Genomic DNA, 23,553 nt, shown 5'->3' with positions numbered 1-23,553 from the left:
ACCGAAAGCAGCGTGGCGCAGGTGGCGCATCTGACCGGCTTTGACGACCCGGCCTATTTCAGCCGCTTCTTCACCCACCGGACCGCCCATGCCCAGCCGAACCGAAATCGCCGCCTTCCGCTTTGGCTATGGCCTGCCCGCCATCGGCCCGGTCGAGCCCGAGCCGCTGGTCGCCTGCCTGGCCGGCCCCGATCCCGCCGCGGCGCTGTGGCCCGCCCATGGCACGGCCGAGGTGCTGCAAAACCTGAAACAGATCCGCGAAGCACGGGCGGCAGGTCAGGCCGCCGCGGGCGACGCAACGGCGATGGCGCAGGCCGATGCCGCCCTTGCCGCCGCCCATGACGGCAATCGCGCGCTTTATACCCAGGCCGCCCGCGCCAGTTTCGCCCGCGCCGTCGGCTCGGCCACGCCCTTCCGCGAACGCATGGTCGCCTTCTGGGCCGACCATTTCACCACCACCTCCCGCAACCAGACCCAACTCGCCTGGGCCTCCGCCCTGGTGGAAGAGGCGATCCGCCCCTATCTGTCCGGGCGCTTCGCCACCCTGCTGCAGGCGGTGACGCTGCATCCGGCGATGCTGATCTATCTGGACCAGTCCGCCTCGGTCGGCCCGACCTCGCGGCGGGGCGCGAAGCGGGGCGAGGGGCTGAACGAAAACCTGGCGCGCGAGCTTCTGGAACTGCACACGCTGGGGGTCGATGCGGGCTATACCCAGCAGGACGTGCGCGAAACCGCGCAGCTTCTGACCGGGCTGACCGTGGTGCCCGAGCGCGGCGGCTTTGTCTTCGATCCGAGCCGGGTCGAGCCGGGTGCCGATACGATCCTGGGCACCGCCTATGATGGCCGGGGCACGGCGCCGATCCTGCAGGCGCTACAGGACCTGTCGGTCCGGCCGGAAACCGCCCGCCATCTGGCGCGCAAACTGGCGGTGCATTTCGTCTCGGACGACCCCGAGCCGGCGCTGGTCGCGGCACTTGAAGCGGAATGGCTGCGCAGCGGCGGCGATCTGTCCGCGGTGACGCTGGTCTTGACCAGCCATCGCGCCGCGCGGGCGGCCGAGCCGGGCAAGGCGCGGCAACCCTTTGATTTCCTTGTGGCCGCAATGCGCGCTTTGGGCGTTCCGGCCGATCAGATCCATGGGATGGAGACCAAGCCCTTCGGCGGCCAGCTGATGGGGCGGCTGAAGCGCATGGGGCAGGACTGGCAACGGGCCCCCGGCCCCGATGGCTGGCCCGAAGCGGCCGCGGCCTGGATCACGCCGCATGGCATGGCGGCGCGGATCGACTGGGCGCTTGCCGTGCCGCAACGCATGTTGGCCGAACTGCCCGACCCGCGCGAATTTGCCATCCAGGCCCTGGGCAGCCGCGCCGATGCCGCGTTGCGCCTGGCCGTCAGCCGCTCGGAAAGCCGGCGCGAGGCGATTGCGCTGGTGCTGGCCAGCCCCGCCTTCAACAGGAGATGACAGCGATGGACCGGCGAAGCCTTCTGCGCGGCCTGACCGCGATGGCCTGTTCGGCGGCGGCGCATCCGCTGCTGTCGACCGTCACCCTGGCCAAAGGCGCGCCGGCTTTGGGCGAGAACCGCCTTGTCGTCATCATCCTGCGCGGCGCGATGGATGGGCTGGACGTGCTGCAACCGCGCGGCGAGGCGGCGTTCCAGGCGCTGCGCCCGCGCTTCTCGGCTGCGCCGGCGCTGGCCTTGGGCGATGGGTTCTGGCAGCTGCATTCGGCGCTGGATGGGCTGTTGCCGCTGTGGCAGGCGGGCGAACTGGCCTTCGTTCAGGCCTGCTCCACCCCCTATCGCGACAAGCGCAGCCATTTCGACGGGCAGGACATGCTGGAAGCCGGCACCGGCGCCGATGTGGCGCCGGGCGCGCTGCGCGACGGCTGGCTGAACCGGATGCTGCAGGCGGTGCCCGGCGTCTCGGCCGAAACGGCCTATGCGGTCGGGCTGGACGAATTGCGCGTCCTGTCGGGCGCGGCCGAGGTGCGCAACTGGGTGCCCGAACAGAAGCTGGCGCTGTCGCCGCAGGGCCGGCGGCTGATCGAGGCGGTGGCGCATGACGACCCGCTGTTTCGCGAGGCCATCGGCGATGCGCTGGCGCTGACGGCAGAAGCCGAGGCGCCCGAGATGGCCGCGGCCAACCCGGCGCCGAAGCTCGCGGGCGACGTGGCGCCGCTGGTCGATTTCGTGGCCCGCCATCTGCGCGGCGAAACCCGGATCGCCGCCTTTTCGCTGACCGGGTGGGACACGCATCGCGACCAGCTGAAGCTGCTGTCCCGCCCGCTTGACCGGCTGCAACAGGCGCTCTTGCGGCTGAAGGACCAGCTGGGTCCGCCGGTCTGGGGCCGCACCGCGGTGCTGGCGATGACCGAATTCGGCCGCACCGTGCGCGAGAATGGCACGCAGGGCACCGATCACGGCACGGGCGGGCTGATGATCGCCGCGGGCGGGGCGATCAAGGGCGGGCAGGTTCTGGGCAGCTGGCCGGGCCTGGGCGAAGGTGCGCTGTTCGAGGATCGCGACCTGATGCCCACCACCGATATCCGCGCCTGGGCCGCCCATGCGCTGGCCGGCCTGTATGGGCTGGACCGCGCGGTGCTGGAAGGCGCGATCTTCCCCGGCCTCAGGGCCGAAGGCGCCTCGGGCCTGATCCTTTAGCCCGCTTGCAGCCCCGCCGGGCGCGGCATAGCCTTTGGCCATGGACGGCAAGGGGGCGGCGGATATGGAAGACCAAGCAAGGCTGGGGCAGCCGGTCACCGGCTGGCAGGCGCCGCCGCGGCCTGATCACGCGGCGATGGAGGGGCGTTTCGTTCGGCTGGAGCCCTTGCAGGCCGATCTGCATGCCGCCGATCTGTTCCGCGCCTTTTCCGGCCATGATGCGCTGTGGGATTACATGCCCTATGGGCCCTTCGTCTCGGCCGGGGCCTATCACCGCTGGGCAAAGGAACGCGAAGACGGCGCGGACCCGCGTTTTTTCGTGCTGCGCGACCGCGCCACCGGCCATTGCGGCGGGATTGCCAGCTATCTGCGCATCGACCCGGCGGTGGGCTCGATCGAGGTCGGCCATATCTGCATCGCGCCCGAGTTGCAGCGCAGCCCCGCCGCGACCGAGGCGATGTGGCTGATGATGGATTGGGCCTTCCGCGCCGGCTATCGGCGCTATGAATGGAAATGCAATGCGCTGAACCTGGCCTCGCGACGGGCGGCGCAGCGGTTGGGCCTGTCTTATGAGGGCACCTTCCGCCAGCATACCATCGTCAAGGGCCGCAACCGCGACACGGCCTGGTTTGCCGCGATCGACAGCGAATATCCGGCCCTGGCCGAGGCCTTCGGCGCCTGGCTGGCGCCGGCGAATTTCGATGCCGAAGGCCGGCAGCGCGAAAGCCTGTCGGATCTGACCCGGCTTGTGCGCCCGGGCGCCGATCCGGCGCTGGGCTAAGCGGGCGGGCGGTTACACCGGCTGGCGCGCCAGCCGGGTTTCCGACAGTTTCAGCAGCCCCTTCTGCAGCAGGATGAAGGCCAAAAGCAGAAGGCCGATCACGATCTTGGTCCACCAGGACGACAGCGATCCGTCGAAGACGATATAGGTCTGGATCAGCCCCATGGTCAGCACGCCCACCAGCGTGCCGAAGACATAGCCCGCCCCCCCGGTCAGCAGCGTGCCGCCGATCACCACCGCGGCAATCGCCGTCAGCTCGGTGCCCACCGTGGCCAGCGAATAGCCCGACCCGGTATAGATCGAGAAGACGATGCCCGACAGGCCCGCCATCAGCCCGGAAAACGCATAGACCAGCACCATGGTCCGCCCCTGCCGCACCCCCATCAGCCGCGCCGTCTGCTCGCCCCCGCCCAGCGCGAAGACCGAGGCGCCAAAGCGGGTGCGATGCACCAGCACCATGCCCAGGGCGACCGTGGCCAGCATCAGAACGCCGATCAGCGTCAGCCGCCCCTTGCCGGGCATCAGCCAATAGGCCTTTTGCAGCGTTTCATAGAAAGGATGCTGGATCGGCACGGATTCGATCGACAGTAGATAGGCCGCGCCGCGCGCCAGGAACATGCCGGCCAGGGTGACGATGAAGGCGGGCATGGCCAGCCGGTCGATCAGCCAGCCCATGGCGGCGCCAAAGCCGGTGGCCAGAGCCAGCGCCAGGGCAAAGACCGGCAGCGGGTGCAGGCCCGTGTCGCGCAGCATCACCGCGATGAAGACGCCGGTGAAGGCGATGACCGATCCGACCGACAGGTCGATCCCGCCCGACAGGATCACCACCGTCATCCCGACCGCCACGATGCCCAGATAGGCATTGTCGGTCAAAAGGTTGCCGATCACCCGGGTCGACAGCATGTTCGGAAACTGCAGCCAGCAGACGAACCAGCCCAGCAGGAAGATCCCGATCGTGACGTAAAGCGGCAGGGCCCGGATGTTCATTTCGCCGCCTCCTTCTTCGTCGCGGTCAGGCCGGGGGCGGCACGGCGCCGCGCCATTTCGGCCTGCCAGAACCGGATCTCGGCCGCGATCCGCGGCGATTGCAGCACCAGGATCACCACCACCAGCACCGCCTTGATCACCAGATTGTACTCCGCCGGAAAGCCGGCCAGCCGGATGCCCACGGTGATGGTCTGGATGATCAGCGCCCCGATGACCGAGGCCAGCAGCGAAAACCGCCCGCCCAGCAGGGAATTGCCGCCGATCACCACGGCGAGGATCGCATCCAGTTCCAGCCACAGCCCGGCATTGTTGGCATCCGCCCCGCGGATATCGGCGGTGACGATCAGCCCGGCCAGCGCCGCGCACAAGCCCACCGCCACATAGACCGCGATCAGCAGCACGGTCGCATTCACCCCCGCCAGCGCCGAGGCGCGGCGGTTGATGCCCACCGCCTCGATCAGCAGGCCCAGCGCGGTGCGGCGCACCAGAAGCGCCGTGCCCAAAAGCACCGCCAGCCAGATCCAGGTCGGCACCGGCAGACCCAGAACCGAGCCCGAACCGATGAAGGCAAAGCCCGGATCGGTGAAGGTCAGGATCCGGCCCTCGGTGATCAGCTGGGCCACGCCGCGGCCCATGGTCATCAGGATCAGCGTGGCGACAAAGGGTTGCACCCCCACCACTGCCACCAGCGCGCCATTCCAGAACCCCGCCACCGCGCCTGCGGCCAGCGCCATGCCGACGGCCGCCGCGATGCCATGGCCCGCGCCCACCGCCCAGGCGGCAATCGCGCCGCAGATCGCCATGGTCGCGCCCACCGACAGGTCGATGCCGCGGGTGGCGATGACCAGCGTCATACCGATGGCCAGCAGCGCCACCGGGGCCGAGCGTTTCAGGATGTCGATCACCGGCCCGACCAGCCGCCCGTCGCTGACCGAGATCGACAGGAAATCCGGGTAGAACACCGTCACCACCGCGGCCAGCACCGCCAGAACCGCCAGTTGCGGCGCGATGCGTTTCAACGTGATCATGCCGCCTCCCCCCCCGAATGGACGGCGGCGTCGCCTGCGCCGTCGGTGGCGGCAATCGCGCGCATGATCGCCTCGCCCGAGATCGCGTCGCCCGCCAGTTCCGCCACATGGCAGCGGTCGCGCAAGACGATCACCCGGTCGGACACCGCGATCAGCTCGTCCAGTTCGGAGGAGATCACCAGAAGCGACATGCCCTGATCGACCAGTTGGTGGATCAGATGCAGGATCTCGGCATGTGCGCCCACGTCGATGCCGCGCGTGGGCTCGTCAAGGATCAGGAAGCGCGGGTTCATCGCCAGCCAACGCGCCAGCACCGCCTTTTGCTGATTGCCGCCCGACAGATCACCGATCCGCTTTTCGCGGCCCGACGTGCGGATATCCAGCCGGCGGATATACTCGTCGGCGATGCGGTTCTGTTCGGCGCGCGGGATCGGCCGCATCCAGCCGCGCTGCGCCTGCAGGCCCAGCACGATATTCTCGCGGATCGACAGATCGGCGACGATACCGGCGGTCTTGCGGTCTTCGGGCGCGAAGCCGAAGCCGTTCGCGATCGCCTGGCGGGGCGAGGTCAGCGCGATGGGCCCCGTCTCGTCCTGTGCCGTGCCGGTCTGCGCGGGGCGGATGCCAAAGATCATCTCGGCGCTTTCGGTGCGGCCCGAGCCCAGAAGGCCCGCCAGCCCCACCACCTCGCCACGCCCCACGGTCAGGTCGAAGGGCGCAACCACGCCCTGCCGGCTAAGCCCATGGAAATGCAGCATCGGGTCGGGCGCGCGGCGCGCGGGCGGGCGGGCATGCAGCACCTCGTCCTGCAGGCTGCGGCCGAGCATGTGTTCGATCAGCGCCATGCGGTCCAGCGCGGCGATTTCGGTGGTGACGATGTGCTGGCCGTTGCGCAGCACCGTCACCCGGTCGCACAGATCGAAGACCTGATTCAGGAAATGCGACACGAAGATGATGCCCAGCCCCCGCGCGCGCAGGTCGCGCACCACGCCGAACAGCATCTCGACTTCGCGGGCGTCCAGGCTGGCCGTGGGCTCGTCCAGGATCAAGACCTTGCCCGACAGCGCCACGGCGCGGGCAATCGCCACGATCTGCTGGATCGCCACAGAATAGGTGCCCAGATCGCGGTCGACGTTCAGATCCAGCCCATAGCCCGCCAGCATCCGCCGCGCCTCGGCCCGCATGGCGCGGGCGTCGATCAGGCCAAACCGCCGCGGCTCGCGCCCGAACAGCAGGTTCTGCGCCACGGTCAGGTTGGGCAGAAGGTTCACCTCCTGATAGACCGTGCCGATCCCCAGTTCCTGCGCCTCGCCGGTGGAGCGCGGGTCGATGTCCTGCCCGTCCAGCGCGATCGTGCCGCCATCGCGCGCATAGGCGCCGGTCAGGCATTTGATCAGCGTCGACTTGCCGGCGCCGTTTTCGCCCAGAAGCGCATGCACCTCGCCCGCGCGCAGGTCGAAATCCACCCCGTCCAGAGCGCGCGTGCCGGGAAAGACCTTGGTCAAGGACCGGATCGAAAGCAGCATGGCCCCTCTTCCAACTGCAGCTGCGGCCGGCCCCCAAAGGCGGGGCCGGCCCTTTTCAAGGATCAGTAGCCCAGATCCTTGCGCTTTTCATACTCGCCGGCCGGATCGTCGGCCTGAGTGTACAGCTTCGACTCGGTCTGGATGAATTTCGGCGGCACCGTGCCGTCCTTCCAATAGGCTTCCAGCGCGTCGAAGGCCGGCCCGGCCATGTTCGGCGTCAGTTCCACCGTGGCATTGGCCTCGCCTTCCGACATGGCCTTGAAGATATCGGGCACCGCGTCGATCGACACGACCAGAATATCGGTCCCCGGCTTCAGCCCGGCTTCCTTGATCGCCTGGATCGCACCGACCGCCATGTCGTCATTATGGGCGTAAAGCGCGCAGATGTCCTTGCCGCCGTTTTCGGACTGCAGGAAGGTCTCCATCACTTCCTTGCCCAGCGAACGGGTGAAATCGCCGGTCTGGCTTTGCACGATCTTCAGATTGTCATGCCCGGCAATCCCGGCCTCGAAGCCCTTCTTGCGGTCGATCGCCGGGGAAGACCCGGTCGTGCCCTGCAATTCGACGATGCGGCAGTCCTTGTCGCCCACGGTCGCGGCCAGCCATTGGCCCGCAACCTCGCCCTCATGCACCAGGTTGGACCCCACGGCGGTCAGGTACAGCGAGGGGTCGCTGTCGACCATCCGGTCCAGCAGCACGACCGGAATCTCGGCCTCGGCCGCTTCCTGCAGCACGGCATCCCAGCCGGTGGCCACCACGGGCGCCACCAGGATCGCATCGACGCCCTGGGCGATGAAGGACCGGATCGCGGCGATCTGGTTTTCCTGCTTCTGCTGGGCATCCGAGAATTGCAGCTGATAGCCGCGTTCTTCGGCCTGCGACTTGGTCACCGTGGTTTCAGCCGCGCGCCAGCCCGATTCCGAGCCGATCTGCGAAAAGCCGATCACCTTGCCCTCGGCATGGGCCGCGCCGCTGGCCAGCGCCAGGGCCATTGCCGCCGTGGCAAGCAGGGTCTTGATGGTCATCGAGTTCCTCCCTCGGATGTGATGCCGGTTTCTGGTCCGGCGGGTTCTGTCGGCACGGGGGCCGCGCCGACTGTTGGTCAGGCCGTCTCCTCAGCCGGCCGGATCGAATTCAGCTTCATCGGGGGCCCGCAACGGGCGGGACCCGGCCGCCGGGGCCGCAGGCAAGGGACAGGATCGGCAGCAAGGCAAGGCATTCGCGCCCTCATGAACCCGGCAGTGACCGAAGGCGCGGCGAACCCCGGCCCCGCAGAACGAGGCCGGTCGCATCGGGCGATCCGATGCCGGTCTGCTGCTCCTCCACAGCAAGATCGGGATAGCACCCAATCGAATTGCAGGTAAAATTACTTCTAACGCTTCCGAGATATCAGAAATGGCATACCGATGAGTGCGATCCGCCAGATGCTAAAGCCGGTTCAGCTGCAGCTGATCCTGACCATCGCCGAACAGGGCCAATTGCTGCAGGCGGCCGAGGTGCTGGGCATGACCCAGCCCGCCGCTTCGCGCATGCTGGCCGAGATCGAACGCCAACTGGGGGCGGCGCTGTTCCAGCGCCAGCCGCGGGGGATGATCCCGACCGAGATCGGCAAGATGGTGCTGGCCCGCGCCGCGGTGATCCTGCGCGAATTGCAGGGCCTGGGCCAGCATCTGCGCAATGTGCTTGAAGGCCTGGGCGGCACGGTGCGGGTGGGCGCGGTGACCGGCCCCGCGGTGGGGATCATGGTCTCGGCGGTGCGCGATCTGAAACGCATCGCGCCCGAGGCCGAGATCACCGTGGAAGTCCTGCCCTCACGCGATCTCTTGACCCAGCTGGTGGCGGGCGAGATGGATTTCGTCCTGGCGCGCAACCTGCCGGAATTCGACGGCAGCGAGTTCATCGTCCATCCGATGGCGGATGAGAAGGTCAGCATCCTGGCGCGGGCCGATCACCCCTTGGCGGATGCGCCGCTGGTGACGCTGCCGATGCTGCAGGATCACGAATGGGTGGCCCAGCAGCGCGGCACGCCGATTCGCGAGGCGGTGCTGTCGGCCTTTTCCAGCCAGGGCCTGGCCGAGCCGCGCAATGTGATCAACAGCCCCTCCAGCCTTCTGGCGCTGGCCTATCTGGCGCAAAGCTTCGCCGTGGCGCCGGTGTCCAGCGAAGTGGCCGAGATCCTGATCCGCCCGCCGGTCGCGGCGCGGCTGGTGGCGCTGCCGCTGGCGGTCGAGATCGTGGTCGCGCCCTACTACCTTCTGCACATGCGCCGCCGCGCGCTGTCGGCGCTGGCGCTGCGGCTGCGCGACCGGGTGCTGGAGGGGCAGAAGACCGCCCGCTAGGTCCGGGTCAGCCCGGCGGCAGGCGATGCTCGGCGGGGTAGGAATGGATGCCGTCGAAATCTTCCTTGCCCAGCGCCACCCCGGCCTGACGCAGCGCGGCATAGCCCATGGTCATGTGGAAGAAGAAATTCGGCAGGCCGAACAGGTACAGGAACTGCTGGGCGGTCTGGTCGATCTCGGCATGGCCGGCGCGGTGGCTGATGATCCGCGTCTCGGCGCCCTCGAACTCGGACGGCTTCATTGCCCCCAGCAAAGCCCGCGCCACGGCCAGCCTTGGGCCCAGCCCCTGCGGCAGATCGGGCAGGTCGCGCCCGGCCAGCGGGCAGGTGGTGCGCAGCGCAAAGCCTGCGGCGGTGGCGAATTGCCAGCGCGCCGGCGGCGCATCGGCAATGGCGCAGTCCAGCGCGTCCGGCCCCGCGATCGCCACGATGTCGCTGATGCGCGACAGGTAATGGCGGAAGACGGGGACGGTCGCCTGATACATGCCCGGCTCAGCTTTCCTTCGGCAGCACCCGCAGCTGCAATTCGCGCAGCTGCTTCAGGGTCGGTTCCGAGGGGGCGTTCATCAGCAGGTCTTCGGCGCGCTGGTTCATCGGGAACATGATCACTTCGCGGATATTCGTCGTGTCCGCCAGCAGCATCACCAGCCGGTCGATCCCGGCGGCACAGCCGCCATGCGGCGGGGCGCCGAACTTGAACGCCTTGACCATGCCGCCAAAGCGCTTGTCGACTTCCGAATTCGGATAGCCCGCCAGTTCGAAGGCCTTGTACATGATTTCCGGCTTGTGGTTGCGGATCCCGCCCGAGATCACCTCATAGCCGTTGCAGGCCAGATCGTATTGATAGGCATGCACTTTCAACGGGTCGCCCATCAACGCCTCAAGCCCGCCCTGCGGCATCGAGAACGGATTGTGCGAGAAGTCGATCCCGCCCTCATCCGTCTTTTCGTACATCGGGAAATCGACGATCCAGGCGAAGCGGAAGCAATCCTGCTCGGTCAGGCCCAGTTCGCGGCCAATCTCGTTGCGGGCCTTGCCGGCGACGGGTTCAAAAGCCTCGGGCTTGCCGCCCAGGAAGAAGACGGCGTCGCCGAGACCAAGCCCAAGTTGCTGTCGAATTGCCTCGGTCCTCTGCGGCCCGAGCGCTTTGGCAATTGGCCCAGCTGCCTCGATCCCAGGGTTAAACTCTCGGAACAACGCAACTAGTCGGTGATACTCCTCGACCAACGCATTACCCCGTACGGCCGACAGCATCCTATTGATAAAGTCCGTTCTAGATCTCATGCTTTCCAGATGCGACCAGACTTCCTTGTTAATTTCACTGAGCCTCTGGTCAAGCTGTGCGAGAATGGGATCATTCGCGCCCTCTGAAGGATAACTATCTATAATGGCGGAAACGCGGTCACCTTCATCAAGTAGGGTCTCAATCTCGCGATCCGCTTCTTCCGACCGGCGCCAGAAGATATAGCCCATGCCCGGCAGGCCTTCCTTCTGCGCGAAGGCGTTCATCCGGTCGGCGAATTTGCGGCTGCCGCCCTTGGGCGCCGGAATGGCGCGCACTTCGGTGCCTTCATTCTGCAGAAGGTTCGCGAAGATCGCAAAGCCCGAGCCGCGGAAATGCTCGGACACATCCTGCATCTTGATCGGGTTGCGCAGGTCGGGCTTGTCGCTGCCATACCATTTCAGCGCGTCCTTATAGGCGATCCGCGGCCAGTCGGCGTAAACCTTGCGACCCTTGCCGAAATGCTCGAACAGGCCCTGCAGCACCGGCTGGACGGCGGCGAAAACGTCGTCCTGGGTGACGAAGCTCATCTCAACGTCAAGCTGGTAGAAATCGGTCGGGCTGCGGTCGGCGCGCGGGTCTTCGTCGCGGAAACAGGGCGCGATCTGGAAATAGCGGTCGAAGCCGGCCACCTGGATCAGCTGCTTGAACTGCTGCGGCGCCTGCGGCAGGGCGTAGAACTTGCCCGGATGCAGACGCGACGGCACCAGAAAGTCGCGCGCGCCTTCGGGGCTGGAGGCGGTGATGATCGGGGTCTGAAACTCGGTAAAGCCCTGATCCCACATCTTCTCGCGCAGCCAGCGCACCACGTTCGACCGCAGCATCATGTTCTGATGCATCGTGTCGCGGCGCAGGTCGAGGAAGCGGTAGGTCAGCCGGGTTTCTTCCGGATATTCCGTCTCGCCAAAGACCGGCAGCGGCAATTCGCCCTCGACCGGGCCCAGAACCTCGACCTCAAGCGCATAGACCTCGATCTCGCCGGTCGGGATCTTGGGGTTCACCAGGCTGGCATCACGCGCCTTCACCCGGCCGTCGATGCGGATCACCCATTCCGAGCGCACCTTTTCCAGCGCGGCGAAGGCCGGGCTGTCGCTGTCGGCCAGCACCTGGGTGATGCCGTAATGGTCGCGCAGGTCGATGAACAACACGCCGCCATGGTCGCGAACCCGATGGACCCAGCCCGAAAGCCGGACGGTCTCGCCCACCTGGGCCTTGGTCAGTGCGGCACAGGTGTGGCTGCGATAGGCGTGCATGGTCAATCCCTTTAAAGCGGGGTCATTCGGATCGTGGCGATAGAACGCCAGAGGACCGCGAAGTCAACCCCGCGCAGGGATGCGCCGCGCCCGCCGGCGCCAGTGCCGCCCCTAGGCCAGAAGCCGCACAGCGCCGGTGTCGATATCGTAGATCGCCGCCACCACCACCAATTCGCCTGCCGCGACCCGTTCGGCCAGAACCGGGCTTGCCGCCACCAGCTTTGCCGCGGCATCGCGGGCATTGGCCTCGGCCACGGCCTCGACCAGTTCATGGTTCTTCGACGACCGCTCGCCCTCGTGATGCACGGCCAGGACCACGGGTTCGATCTCGTCCAGAAGCGCGGTCAGATTGGCGCCGACATCGGCCTTGTCGATGGCCCCCTTGATCGCGCCGCAATGGGAATGGCCCAGAACGACGATCGCCTTGGCGCCGGCCACCTTGGTTCCGTATTCGAAGCTGCCGATGATTTCCGGCGTCGCCAGATTGCCCGCCACGCGCGACACGAAGATATCGCCGATCTGCTGGTCGAAGATCAACTCGGGCGCAGCCCGCGAATCCATGCAGCCCAGCACGCAGGCGAAAGGCGTCTGCTTTTCTGCGACCGCTTCGGCCTGGGCAAGAAGATCGCAATGCAGGCTTTGGCCGGCCAGGAAGCGGGCATTGCCTTCCATCAGCTTCGCGACCGCCTGGTCCGGCGTGATCGCGCCTTGCGCATCGGCGCCGAAGGCCATGCATTCATCCGCCCGCGCGGCCCCGCCCAGGGCCGACACCGCAATGGCCCCCGCCCCCATCAGCCCGAGCCGCAGAAAGCCCCGCCGGCTTTCGCCCCCGCCTTCGCCCTGGTTATCGCCCGAACAGTCATTGCACATCCCGCGTCTCCCTCCGCAGCCAGAGATTGCAGCCCTGCCACGGCGGCGGGCGCAGGACGGACGCTAAGGGCCAGTGGTAAACCCTTCGCTGATGCCGGGGCGGGATCGGTGCGGCAAATTCCGACAGTCTTAGACAATCGCAGCCGGGCTTAGACAATCTCGGCCGGGATCAGCCCGCGCAGCGCATTGCCGACCCAAAGCCGGACGCGCGGCAGGTCTTCGGCCAGCAGCACCTGTTCCGGGCAGGCCAGTTCGGCGCGCAACACCCCGGGCAGAAGCCCGCAGGCCAAAGGCGGTGTGCGCAGGCCCTGGCCGCGGTCGAAGAAGACCGTGGTGATCGTGCCCTCGCAGATCTCGTCGCGTTCGTTCAGGAACAAAAGCTCGTCCAGCCCGGCGGGCAGCGCGGCGCGGGCCTGGTCATAGACCTCGCGCCGGGTGGATTTGACCCGCAGCCAGGGATCGCCGGAGAAAAGCCGCGTCGCGGCCAGCCCGACCCGCCATTGCGGCTTGCCGGGCGGCAGGGGGTGGGTTTCCCACCGCACCGCCCCGCCGCGGTCCAGCGTCAGGCGCAGCCTTGCGGGATGGGCGGGCCCCATGGGCGCAAGATCCGGGCAATCCCAGCCCAGAAGCCGCGCCGAGCGCTGCAGCCGCGCCGTATGCAGCGGCCAGCGCGGAGCGCGCGCGCCATCCCACAGCATCGTCTCGATCAGCCTCAGCCCCGGCGCACCGCCGCCTTCACGAAGCGCGCTTTCCACAGCGCCTCCTCCCATTCGCCCTGCGCGGTGGAATCATGCACCACGCCGCCACCGACATTCATCACCACATCCTGCCCGCTGACCGTCAGCGTGCGGATCGCCACCGAGAAATCGGCCCGCCCGTCCGGCGCCATCCAACCGATTGCGCCGCAATAGGCGCCGCGGGGCGCGCGTTCGACCTCGCGGATCACCTCCATCGCGCGGATCTTCGGCGCCCCGGTGATCGAGCCGCAGGGAAACAGCGCCGCGACCAGCGCCGGCAGCCCCACCGGCCCGGCCAGATCGCCGGTGATGGTCGAGGTCATCTGATGCACCGTCGCATAGCTTTCCACCGCATACAGCGCCGGCACCTTCACGCTGCCCGGCCGGCACAGCCGCGAGATGTCGTTGCGCAGAAGATCGACGATCATCAGATTCTCGGCCCGGTCCTTGACCGAGGCCGCCAGCTCCGCCTTCAGCGCGGCGTCGCGCGCCGGATCGGCATCGCGCGGGCGGGTGCCCTTCATCGGGCGGGTCTCGATCCGCCCTGCCCCGTCCAGCCGCAGGAACAGCTCGGGGCTGCGCGAGACCAGCGCCTGCCCGCGGCCCAGATCGGCAAAGGCGCCATGGCCGACCGCCCCGCTGCGGCGCAGCGCCCCGTAAAGCCCCAGCGCCGAGCCCGCCAGCAGCCGCGCCGCCATCGGGAAGGTCAGGTTGACCTGATAGCAGTCGCCCGCCGCGATATAGTCCAGCACCCGGCCGATCGCCGTGCCATAGGCGCGCCGCCCGATCTGCGGAATGGGTTCCGAGATTTCGGTCACCTGCCCTTCGGCCTCGGCCCGGTCCAGCACCGGACCCGCCGGCCCCGGCCGGTCGAAGACGCCCAGCGCCAGCAGGGGCCCGCTGCGCTTGCGCGGCATCCGCCGGTGCAGCCGCGGCTCCAGCACATAGCCCGCCTCATAGGCGATCCAGCCGGCGATCCAGGCGCCGCCCGCCCGCGCCGCCTCGGCCGCCTGCAGCGCCGGCATCACCTCGGCCGGGCGCTGCGCCAGAATCACCCGCGCCGGCCGGTCGAAAACCGCAGGCCTGCCGCCCGGACCATGCTCGACAAGGATCACCCGCCGCCCCCTTCTGCTTTCCGTCCGGCCGCTTCGCTTCCCGTTCGGATAGAGGCTTGCCGGCCAGCGCGCCAGCCGAAACGCCACCGTCCCGCGGCGGAATGCGACGCGCCGGCCCGGATCGGTTGACGCATCCCCGCAAAGCGGCGATGCCAGGCGCAACGCCCCGATCGCAGCGAAAGCCGATGACGCCCAACCTCTTCCTGCTTGGCGCCGGGAAATCCGGCACCACCTCGGTTTGGTCCATGCTGGCCGACCATCCCGATGTGCATATGTCGCGGCCGAAAGAGCCCTCGTTCTTCTGCAGCCATTTCCAGGTGGTGAAGAACCCCGTCACCTATTTCGGCCTGTTCGACAGCCCGCGGCGCTGGCGGGGCGATGCCTCGCATGTCTACATGACCAATCCCGAAACCGCGCCGATCCTGCGCGACCTGTTCCCCGAGGCGCGATTCGTCCTGACCCTGCGCGCGCCCAAGGCCCGGGCCCATGCGCTGTACCGCCATATGCGCCGCTTCACCTCGGGCAAGGGCACGCCGCATGAACCGCATGAGCGTTTCGCCGCCGCGCTGGCAGCCGAAGAGGCGCGCTTTGCCGATCCAGAATTTCCGGCGCGCTGCGGGCAATATGCCTGGAACTTCTTCTATTGCCGGTCCTGCTTCTATGACGAACAGCTTGCACGCTATCTGGCGCTGTTCCCGCGCGACCGTTTCCATGTGCAGACCCTGGCCGACCTGTCGCATCGCCCTGCCGAAACCGCCACGGCCCTGGCCGATTTCCTGCAGATCGACCCAGGCCCGCTGATCGCCGCCGCCACCCAGGTGCGCAATGCCGACCCGAATCCCTATGGCTGGACCGCCGAGGAGGATGCCTGGATGGAGGCCCGTTTCGCCGGGCTGACCGCACGGACCGAGGCGCTGGTCGGCCGGGCATTGGACTGGAGTCTCTAGCCCGCGTCGGTTCGCCCTTGCGCCCCTGCCGCTTCGCTCTTAAACCCCCGGCAATTTGCCGATAGCCACGATGACAGAACGGGGACCGACCATGCCGAAGCGGACAGATATCCACTCGATCATGATCATCGGAGCCGGTCCCATCGTCATCGGCCAGGCCTGCGAATTCGACTATTCCGGCGCCCAGGCCTGCAAGGCCCTGCGCGAGGAAGGCTATCGGGTCATCCTGGTCAACTCGAACCCCGCCACGATCATGACCGATCCGGGCCTGGCGGATGCCACCTATATCGAGCCGATCACGCCGGAAGTGGTGGCGAAGATCATCGAGAAGGAACGCCCCGACGCGATCTTGCCGACGATGGGCGGGCAGACGGGGCTGAACACCGCACTGGCCTTGGCCGATATGGGCGTTCTGGACCAGTTCAATGTGGAACTGATCGGCGCCAAGCGCGAGGCCATCGAAATGGCCGAGGACCGCAAGCTGTTCCGCGAGGCGATGGACCGGATCGGGCTGGAAAACCCCAAGGCCACCATCGTGGCCGCGCCGAAGATCGGCAAGAAATACGATATCGCCGCGGGCGTGCGCCAGGCGATGGACGCGCTGGAATATGTGGGCCTGCCCGCGATCATCCGCCCCGCCTTCACGCTGGGCGGCACCGGCGGCGGCGTCGCCTATAACCGCGACGATTACGAAGCCATCGTGAAATCCGGCCTTGAAGCCAGCCCCGTCGCCCAGGTTCTGGTCGATGAAAGCCTGCTGGGCTGGAAGGAATACGAGATGGAGGTCGTCCGCGACAAGGCGGACAATGCGATCATCGTCTGTTCCATCGAAAACGTCGATCCGATGGGCGTGCATACGGGCGACTCGATCACCGTCGCCCCCGCGCTGACCCTGACCGACAAGGAATATCAGATCATGCGCAACGGCAGCATCGCCGTCCTGCGCGAGATCGGGGTGGAAACCGGCGGCTCGAATGTCCAATGGGCGATCAACCCCAAGGACGGCCGCATGGTGGTGATCGAGATGAACCCGCGCGTGTCGCGGTCTTCGGCCTTGGCCTCGAAGGCGACCGGCTTCCCGATCGCCAAGATCGCCGCGAAACTGGCCGTCGGCTATACGCTGGACGAATTGGACAATGACATCACCAAGGTCACGCCCGCGTCCTTCGAGCCGACCATCGACTATGTCGTGACCAAGATCCCGCGTTTCGCCTTCGAGAAATTTCCCGGATCCGAGCCCAACCTGACCACCGCGATGAAATCGGTGGGCGAGGCGATGGCCATTGGCCGCACCATCCATGAATCGCTGCAAAAGGCGCTGGCCAGCTTGGAAACCGGCCTGACCGGCTTTGACGAGATCGACATCCCCGGCGTGTCGTCTTCGGGCGCCCCGGATGTCGCGGCCCTGTCGAAAGCCCTGTCGCAAGCCACGCCCGACCGGCTGCGCGTGATCGCGCAGGCGATGCGCCATGGCATGACCGACGACCAGATCCAGGCGATCACCGCCTTCGATCCGTGGTTCCTGGCCCGCATCCGCGAAATCATCGAGGCCGAGGCCGAAATCCGCCGCACCGGCCTGCCGATGACCGCCGAAGGCCTGCGGGCGCTGAAGATCATGGGCTTCACCGATGCCCGGCTGGCCCGGCTGACCGGCCAGGACGAGGCGCAGATCCGCCGCAGCCGCCGCTCGCTTGGGGTCACCGCGGTGTTCAAGCGCATCGACACCTGCGCGGCCGAATTCGAAGCCCAGACGCCCTATATGTATTCCACCTATGAAATGCCGGCGATGGGCGATGTGGAATGCGAATCCCGCCCCTCGGGCGCGAAGAAGGTGGTGATCCTGGGCGGCGGGCCGAACCGGATCGGGCAAGGCATCGAATTCGACTATTGCTGCTGCCATGCCTGTTTCGCGCTGACCGCGGCCGGCTATGAGACCATCATGGTCAACTGCAACCCCGAAACCGTGTCGACCGATTACGACACGTCGGACCGGCTGTATTTCGAACCGCTGACCCTGGAACATGTGCTGGAAATCCTGCGGGTCGAGCAGGAAAACGGCACGCTGCATGGCGTCATCGTGCAATTCGGCGGCCAGACGCCCTTGAAACTGGCCAATGCGCTGGAAGCCGAGGGCATTCCGATCCTGGGCACCACGCCCGATGCGATCGACCTGGCCGAAGACCGCGAACGCTTCCAGGGCCTGTTGCAGGAACTGGGCCTGAAGCAGCCGGTCAACGGCACCGCCCGGTCGCGCGACGAGGCCTTCGCCGTCGCCCGCGAGATCGGCTATCCGCTGGTGATCCGGCCCAGCTTCGTCCTGGGCGGCCGGGCGATGGAAATCGTCCGCTCGGACGACCAGCTGGAACGCTATATCTCGACCGCCGTGCAGGTTTCGGGCACGTCGCCCGTGCTCTTGGACAGCTATCTGTCCGGCGCGGTCGAGGTGGATGTGGATGCACTGTCCGACGGGCAGAATGTCCATGTCGCGGGGATCATGGAACATATCGAGGAAGCGGGCGTGCATTCCGGCGACAGCGCCTGCTGCCTGCCGCCGCACCAGCTGTCGGCCGAAACGGTGGAAGAACTGAAGCGCCAGACCGTGGTGATGGCCCGCGCGCTGAAGGTCGTGGGCCTGATGAACGTGCAATTCGCGATCAAGGACGGGGTGATCTACGTTCTGGAAGTGAACCCGCGCGCCTCGCGTACCGTGCCTTTCGTGGCCAAGGCCACCGACAGCGCCATCGCCTCCATCGCGGCGCGGCTGATGGCGGGCGAGCCGCTGTCGACCTTCCCGATGCGCGCGCCCTACCCTGCCGGCGTCGGCCCCGACACCGACCTGCCGCTGGCCGATCCGCTGACGCTGGCCGATCCGAACACGCCCTGGTTCTCGGTGAAAGAGGCGGTGCTGCCCTTTGCCCGCTTCCCCGGCGTCGACCCGATGCTGGGGCCGGAGATGCGCTCGACGGGCGAGGTGATGGGCTGGGACCGCACCTTCCCGCTGGCCTTCCTGAAGGCGCAGATGGGCGCCGGCATGATCCTGCCCGAAGCGGGCCGCGTCTTCCTGTCGGTCAAGGACATGGACAAGAGCCCGGCCTTGGCCGCGGCCGCCAAGGATCTGGTGGCGATGGGCTTCGAGATCGTCGCCACCCGCGGCACGGCGGCCTGGCTGGCGGCCGAGGGCGTGACGGCCGAGCCGGTGGCGAAGGTCTATGAGGGCCGCCCGAACATCGTCGACCGGCTGAAGAACGGCGACATCGCCCTGGTGATGAACACGACCGAGGGCACCCAGTCGATTTCCGACAGCCGGGATATCCGCCGGGTCGCGCTGATGGACAAGATCCCGTATTTCACCACCGCCGCGGCAAGCGTGGCGGCCGTGGCAGCGATGAAGGCGCGCGGCGAGGGGTATGGGGTGCGGACGCTGCAGGGGTGAGGCCTTTGAAGATGAGCGACGCGCGTTGAGCGGCACCATCTTCATCGATCCCATTGGCTTGCACGGATACGGGCCCGCCGAAGACGCCCTGAAACCGCTGAAAGCGGCGGGGTGACATGCGGCTCCTCGCGAGGAGCGTGGCGGGACGGACCTCCGAGGGCACAGGGCAGAAGCATCGACGCGACCAGGCTACGGGCGCAGCGCACGGCGTCGCGCCTGTGCGCAAAAGGGGCGACGGCCAGCGCGGGCGTCGGATCGGGCGCAGGGCGGGGCCTGGGCACCTAGCGGCACGCCGTGACCGACGCCGAGGGGCGCCCTTGAAGGTCGCAATGCCTGCGCGCGCCCTTCCCGGCGATACAGGCCTCGCCTGCCGCAGCCCTGTTGGGCAATCTGCCTGCTGTCGCGCAGGCGACTACGGACCGGAAGGTCCTGGCGCAGGATCAAACCCCGCGATGTCCGATGCGCCAGGCCTTTGGCTCCCCCCTCGCCCTCGCCCCAACAGCGATGTTCCGGCTTTCAGATTCCCTGAGTCCGAGGCGTTGCCTGCATGTTTTTTGACCGCAACAGTGTCGGCTTCCCCGCGGGCTGTGCTAGGGTTTATGGTTCGGTGCGACAAGCGGTTGACAGGGTGCTAAGAAGCCGGTGGAGCGTACGGCGGGAGAGGAGAGGCGATGGCGGATCTGGCAGTCTACGACATGACGTCGGAAGAGATTTCCGGCTTTGCAGAGATTGTCGGCATGTTGTCCGGGCCGATCACCCAGCAAGACATCCGTGAACACACCTACCCCAAGATCATGGCGCTGATGCGCTCGGAATTCCTGGCCTCTTACACCTGGCACGAGACCGGACGTCGCTTTGAGGTCAGCCATGTGATCAACCAAAGCGCCGAATGTGTCGACAGCTACCTGAAAACCTATCAGTTTCAGGACCCGATGACCGCAAAGCTGCGGGCCCTGTGGCGCCCCGCCTTCGTGGACGAGGTGATCACACGGGCGGACCTGAGCCGCACCGGCTTCTACAATGACTTCCTGGCGAAGGATGGGATGAGCCATGGCATCAACCTGTTCATGCGCCAGCAGGGCCGGGAAATGCCCGACCTGCGCCTGTGGCGCGGCTCCAGCCGGCCCGACTATTCCGACCGCGAGATCCGGCTTCTCGGGGCCATCGGCCCGTTTCTGGCGCGCGCCTTCAACAGCCTGCCCGATGTCACCCTGGACTGCCTGACAGAACGCGAGCGCGACATTTCCTTGCTGGTGGCCCGGGGCTGCAGCGACAAGGACATCGCCCGGATCCTGCAGATCGGCTTTGCGACGGTGCGGACGCATGTCGGCCGCTGTTTCGAGAAGCTGTCCTGCAGCAATCGCTCAGAACTGGCCGCACTGGTCGCCCGTCTGGCGCATTAGCCCGGCGTGTCGAGGGTCTCGATGCCAAGGGCCATGCCCAGCAACGAGACATCCGCGCCGATCGGTGCGTCGAAGGCCAGACCGATGGGCAGACCCGCGCTGGTGTGACCGACCGGCATGCTGATGCCCGGCAGGCCGGCCGTGCTGCCCGGATCGGTATTCCGGATCAGCGCGTCGAAGATTGACAGCGGCTCTCCGCACAGATGCGCCGTCTTTGTGCCGATCAGGGGCGCGGGCAGCGGACTGGTCGGGAAAGCCAGCGCGTCAAGACCGGCCCCCGAGAACAGGGCCGCAAACTGCGACATCAGCGCCGGCCGGTCCTTGGTGATCGCGGTCAGGTAGCGGGCGGATGACACGCCCGCGCCGGCAATCTGGCTGTTGTAGGTGTTGCGGATCTCGGTCGTCACGATCGACGAGATCACCTCTGCCAGCGGAATGTCGAGACCGACATCTTCGCCATGCGCCTTCAGCATCGGCAACGCCTCGTAGACAGCGATCTCGGCTGCGCAGCGCATCGACAGGCGCATGATCTCGGCTGCATCCACCTCGATCAGGACGGCCCCCCTTCTTTCCAGCTTCAGAAGCGCGCTTTCGCAAGCCGCGCGAACCTCTGGGTCGGCCGTCAGCCAGTGCGTCTCAAGCGGAATGCCAAGCCGCAGGCCCGCGACCGTGCCGGCGGGCGGCGATAACGGTGCGCCGGTCACGGCCTGATCGATCAAGGCCAGATCGGCGGCACTGCGCGCCAATGGTCCCGGCGTGTCGCGGGTGTAGGAAATCGGCACGATCCCATGGCGGGGCCAGCGCCCGGTGGAGGGCCGATAGCCCCAGACGCCGCAAAGCGCCGCGGGGATGCGCACCGAACCGCCGGTATCGGTGCCGATCGACGCCGGAACAAGGCGCCCGCCAACGGCACTGCCGCTGCCGCCACTGGATCCGCCGGCGCTGTAGCGGGGATCTGCCGGGTTGCGCACCGGCTTGTCGGGCGCGGTATCAGAGGTCGCACCGAACGCCAGCTCGTGCATCGCGTTCTTGCCGAACATCACAGCCCCGGCCGCGCGAAGCCGCGCCGCGACGGCGCTGTCGCGCGTGGGCTGCCAATTGGCCAGACCGGGCGTTCCGGCACTGTTGGGATAGCCCGCGACGCCGATATTGTCCTTGCAAGCGATCGGCACGCCTTCCAGCGGCCGCGCCCGGCCCGTCCTGAGCCGCGCATCGGCGGCCCGAGCCTCGGCCCCGACCCTTTCGGCATCAAGCGCGGTGAAGGCGTTCAACGGGCTGGCCGCAACCCGCGCGCAAAGGGCGTTTGCCAGTTCGGCCGCACTGAAATCGCCGGATCGCAGGTGCCGGGTCAGGTCACTGACCGTGAAATCATGGAGTTGCACTGCGTTGCGCCCTTGTGTGTGGAATTGGTCCACCGCCCGCAAACCGGCCGGCGGAACTGTTGAAGCGGTCACGCCGGCACTCCGGCGGGCAGCTCCAGCACGTTGTCCAGCAACATGCGGGTGTAGGGATGCTCGGGCGTGGCAAAGACCTGATCCGCCGGCCCCTGCTCGACGATCCTGCCCTGCTTCAGGACGATGATCTCATCGGCAATGGTTCGCACGACGCCCAGATCATGCGTGACGAACAGCAGCGACAGCCCGTCATCCATCAGGCGTTTCAAGGTCTGCAGCACGCTTGCCTGAACGGAAACATCAAGCGCAGAGGTGATCTCATCGCAGAGCAGGACTTCCGGCTTGGCGACCAGCGCCCGGGCAATCGCGACGCGCTGTTTCTGGCCGCCCGACAGCTGCGAGGGGAAACGGCCCAGAATTGCGGGCGACAGATCCACCCGCGCCAAGGCGGCCTCGACCCGTGGGCGGGGGTCTTCTCCGGGGAAGAAATGCCGCGCGGCAAGGCTGATGCTGTCGCCGACCTTGCGGCGGGGGTTCAACGAGCCTGACGGGTCCTGAAAGATGTATTGCATGCGACGGCTGTCACGGAGGCCCGCGCCTTGCGCGGCGTCGGCAAAGCCCATCCGGCCCTCGGTGATCGGCTGCAGGCCGATGAGACAGCGCGACAGCGTCGACTTGCCCGAGCCGGATTCCCCGACCAGAGCCGTGCATTTTCCCCGCCGCAGCGCGAGCGAGATCCCATCCAGCAGCCGCGGCGCGGTCGGGTAACCGGCCGCCAGATCGTCCACCCTGTAGACGATGCCGTGATCCCCGACCGTCTCTGGCCCCAGATCGCCGGGACGGCGGATCGGCGCCGCGCTGGGAAAGAAGCAACGGACCCTGCCGGTCGCCTGTTGCGCAAGGGCGGGTTTGCTCTCGCGGCATTTCGGCTGCACCGCACTGCAGCGGTCGGCGAAAGAGCAGCCCTGAAGGCGGGCATCAAGGTCGGGCACCTGCCCGGGAATGCCCTTGATCGGCAGTTTCTGGCGAACCTGCGGCACGGCTTCCAGCAGCGCGCGCGTATAGGGATGCGCCGGCTGCGCGAAAAGGCGTTGCGCCGAGGCGGTCTCGACGATCTCGCCCGCGTACAGGACCGTCACCGCATCCGCGACGGCGGAAATCAGTCCGAGGTCATGCGAGACGTAAAGACTTGCGGCCCCCATGGATTGCGTCAGCTGGCGGACCATCGTGATGACCTCGCCCCGCGTCGAGGTATCAAGCGCGGTGGTCGGTTCATCCAGGATCAGCACCTTGGGTCGGGCGACAACCGCAATGGCAAGGCCTATGCGCTGCAACTGCCCCCCCGACAGCTCGCCCGGGCGGCGGGCAAGAAACTGTTTGTCGCTGGGCAGGCCAAGGGTCGTCAGAACCTCGGCAACTCTTCTAAAGGCCTCGGCCCTGTCCAGACGGTCGGGCCCGATCAGCAGCCGTTCGATGATCTGGCGGCCGACGGTCAGCGCCGGATTAAGCGCGGCGCCACTGTCTTGCGGAACATAGGCGATGATCCGGCCACAGGCATTGCGCAGATCCGCGGGAGACAGCGAAAGAAGCTCCCGCCCATCGACCGAGACCCGCCCCGAGGCGATGCGCACCCCGGCGCCGGTCTGCCCCAGCAGGGCGCGGGCGATGGTGCTTTTGCCCGAACCGCTTTCTCCGACCAGACCAATGGTCTGGCCCGCTGCGATGGTGATTTCGATGTCGCGAACGATCGGCGTTCCGTCTGCCAGCACGACCGAGAGGTTTTCAACTTTCAGCATGA

The 23,553-nt window shown here is 67.2% G+C and carries 18 protein-coding genes; 7 read left to right on the top strand and 11 right to left on the bottom strand.

Annotation, left to right across the window (positions count from 1 at the left end):
- The first annotated feature begins 88 nt into the window (after nt 1-88).
- The 3 genes from K1Y73_RS04420 to K1Y73_RS04410 all read left to right on the top strand — a co-directional run bounded on the left by K1Y73_RS04420 (nt 89) and on the right by K1Y73_RS04410 (nt 3,442).
- Nucleotides 89-1,462, top strand: coding sequence for a DUF1800 domain-containing protein (locus tag K1Y73_RS04420; protein WP_225026757.1), 1,374 nt, complete (start codon nt 89-91; stop codon nt 1,460-1,462).
- Nucleotides 1,463-1,467: 5 nt separating this feature from the next.
- Entirely contained in the window at nt 1,468-2,661 is a 1,194-nt protein-coding gene (locus K1Y73_RS04415) for a DUF1501 domain-containing protein (protein WP_318248218.1), read from the top strand.
- Nucleotides 2,662-2,725: 64 nt separating this feature from the next.
- Nucleotides 2,726-3,442, top strand: a complete 717-nt coding sequence (locus K1Y73_RS04410; RefSeq protein WP_225026755.1) for a GNAT family N-acetyltransferase — start codon at nt 2,726-2,728, stop codon at nt 3,440-3,442.
- Nucleotides 3,443-3,454: 12 nt separating this feature from the next.
- On the opposite strand, the gene yjfF is transcribed toward K1Y73_RS04410, so the two are convergent.
- The 4 genes from yjfF to ytfQ all read right to left on the bottom strand — a co-directional run bounded on the left by yjfF (nt 3,455) and on the right by ytfQ (nt 8,008).
- Nucleotides 3,455-4,429: a galactofuranose ABC transporter, permease protein YjfF gene (gene yjfF / locus K1Y73_RS04405; protein WP_225026753.1), complete on the bottom strand. Its 975-nt coding sequence runs from the start codon at nt 4,427-4,429 to the stop codon at nt 3,455-3,457.
- On the bottom strand, nt 4,426-5,457 hold the full coding sequence (locus tag K1Y73_RS04400; RefSeq protein ID WP_225026751.1) for an ABC transporter permease: 1,032 nt from the start codon (nt 5,455-5,457) through the stop codon (nt 4,426-4,428). Before K1Y73_RS04400 ends, yjfF begins: the two co-directional genes overlap by 4 nt.
- Nucleotides 5,454-6,983, bottom strand: a complete 1,530-nt coding sequence (locus K1Y73_RS04395) for a sugar ABC transporter ATP-binding protein (RefSeq protein ID WP_225026749.1) — start codon at nt 6,981-6,983, stop codon at nt 5,454-5,456. The genes K1Y73_RS04400 and K1Y73_RS04395 overlap by 4 nt, the downstream gene beginning before the upstream one ends.
- A 62-nt stretch (nt 6,984-7,045) precedes the next feature.
- On the bottom strand, nt 7,046-8,008 hold the full coding sequence (ytfQ, locus tag K1Y73_RS04390; protein ID WP_225026747.1) for a galactofuranose ABC transporter, galactofuranose-binding protein YtfQ: 963 nt from the start codon (nt 8,006-8,008) through the stop codon (nt 7,046-7,048).
- 381 nt (nt 8,009-8,389) lie between these two features.
- On the opposite strand from ytfQ, the gene K1Y73_RS04385 reads away from it, so the two are divergent.
- A complete protein-coding gene (locus K1Y73_RS04385; protein WP_225026745.1) occupies nt 8,390-9,322 on the top strand; it encodes a LysR family transcriptional regulator in 933 nt (310 codons plus the stop codon).
- Nucleotides 9,323-9,329: 7 nt separating this feature from the next.
- On the opposite strand, the gene K1Y73_RS04380 is transcribed toward K1Y73_RS04385, so the two are convergent.
- The 5 genes from K1Y73_RS04380 to K1Y73_RS04360 form a co-directional block, all read right to left on the bottom strand.
- Nucleotides 9,330-9,806: a DUF1993 family protein gene (locus tag K1Y73_RS04380; protein ID WP_225026744.1), complete on the bottom strand. Its 477-nt coding sequence runs from the start codon at nt 9,804-9,806 to the stop codon at nt 9,330-9,332.
- Between the two features lie 7 nt (nt 9,807-9,813).
- Nucleotides 9,814-11,856, bottom strand: a complete 2,043-nt coding sequence (aspS, locus tag K1Y73_RS04375; RefSeq protein WP_225026743.1) for an aspartate--tRNA ligase — start codon at nt 11,854-11,856, stop codon at nt 9,814-9,816.
- A gap of 111 nt (nt 11,857-11,967) precedes the next feature.
- Entirely contained in the window at nt 11,968-12,726 is a 759-nt protein-coding gene (locus tag K1Y73_RS04370) for a carbonic anhydrase (RefSeq protein WP_225026742.1), read from the bottom strand.
- Between the two features lie 149 nt (nt 12,727-12,875).
- Complete coding sequence (locus tag K1Y73_RS04365) at nt 12,876-13,481, bottom strand: aminotransferase class IV family protein (RefSeq protein ID WP_404819059.1); 606 nt, start codon at nt 13,479-13,481, stop codon at nt 12,876-12,878.
- Nucleotides 13,439-14,578, bottom strand: coding sequence for an aminodeoxychorismate synthase component I (locus K1Y73_RS04360; RefSeq protein ID WP_225026741.1), 1,140 nt, complete (start codon nt 14,576-14,578; stop codon nt 13,439-13,441). The genes K1Y73_RS04365 and K1Y73_RS04360 overlap by 43 nt, the downstream gene beginning before the upstream one ends.
- Before the next feature lie 185 nt (nt 14,579-14,763).
- Between K1Y73_RS04360 and K1Y73_RS04355 the strand changes: the two genes are divergently transcribed.
- The 3 genes from K1Y73_RS04355 (at nt 14,764) to K1Y73_RS04345 (ending at nt 20,361) form a co-directional block, all read left to right on the top strand.
- Nucleotides 14,764-15,525, top strand: a complete 762-nt coding sequence (locus K1Y73_RS04355; protein ID WP_225026740.1) for a sulfotransferase — start codon at nt 14,764-14,766, stop codon at nt 15,523-15,525.
- 91 nt (nt 15,526-15,616) lie between these two features.
- Complete coding sequence (carB, locus tag K1Y73_RS04350) at nt 15,617-18,958, top strand: carbamoyl-phosphate synthase large subunit (RefSeq protein ID WP_225026739.1); 3,342 nt, start codon at nt 15,617-15,619, stop codon at nt 18,956-18,958.
- Nucleotides 18,959-19,629: 671 nt separating this feature from the next.
- Entirely contained in the window at nt 19,630-20,361 is a 732-nt protein-coding gene (locus K1Y73_RS04345; RefSeq protein WP_225026738.1) for a helix-turn-helix transcriptional regulator, read from the top strand.
- Here K1Y73_RS04345 and K1Y73_RS04340 read toward each other — a convergent pair.
- Complete coding sequence (locus tag K1Y73_RS04340; RefSeq protein ID WP_225026737.1) at nt 20,358-21,743, bottom strand: amidase family protein; 1,386 nt, start codon at nt 21,741-21,743, stop codon at nt 20,358-20,360. The two genes, K1Y73_RS04345 and K1Y73_RS04340, sit on opposite strands and share 4 nt — an antisense overlap.
- Nucleotides 21,744-21,811: 68 nt before the next feature.
- Entirely contained in the window at nt 21,812-23,551 is a 1,740-nt protein-coding gene (locus K1Y73_RS04335; protein ID WP_225026736.1) for a dipeptide ABC transporter ATP-binding protein, read from the bottom strand.
- Nucleotides 23,552-23,553 lie beyond the last annotated feature (2 nt).

This window comes from Xinfangfangia pollutisoli, assembly GCF_020179405.1.
GTDB classification, from domain to species: domain Bacteria; phylum Pseudomonadota; class Alphaproteobacteria; order Rhodobacterales; family Rhodobacteraceae; genus Pseudogemmobacter; species Pseudogemmobacter pollutisoli.
The sequence above is the reverse complement of the archived record's forward strand: the minus strand, read 5'-3'. Positions and strand labels throughout refer to the sequence as shown.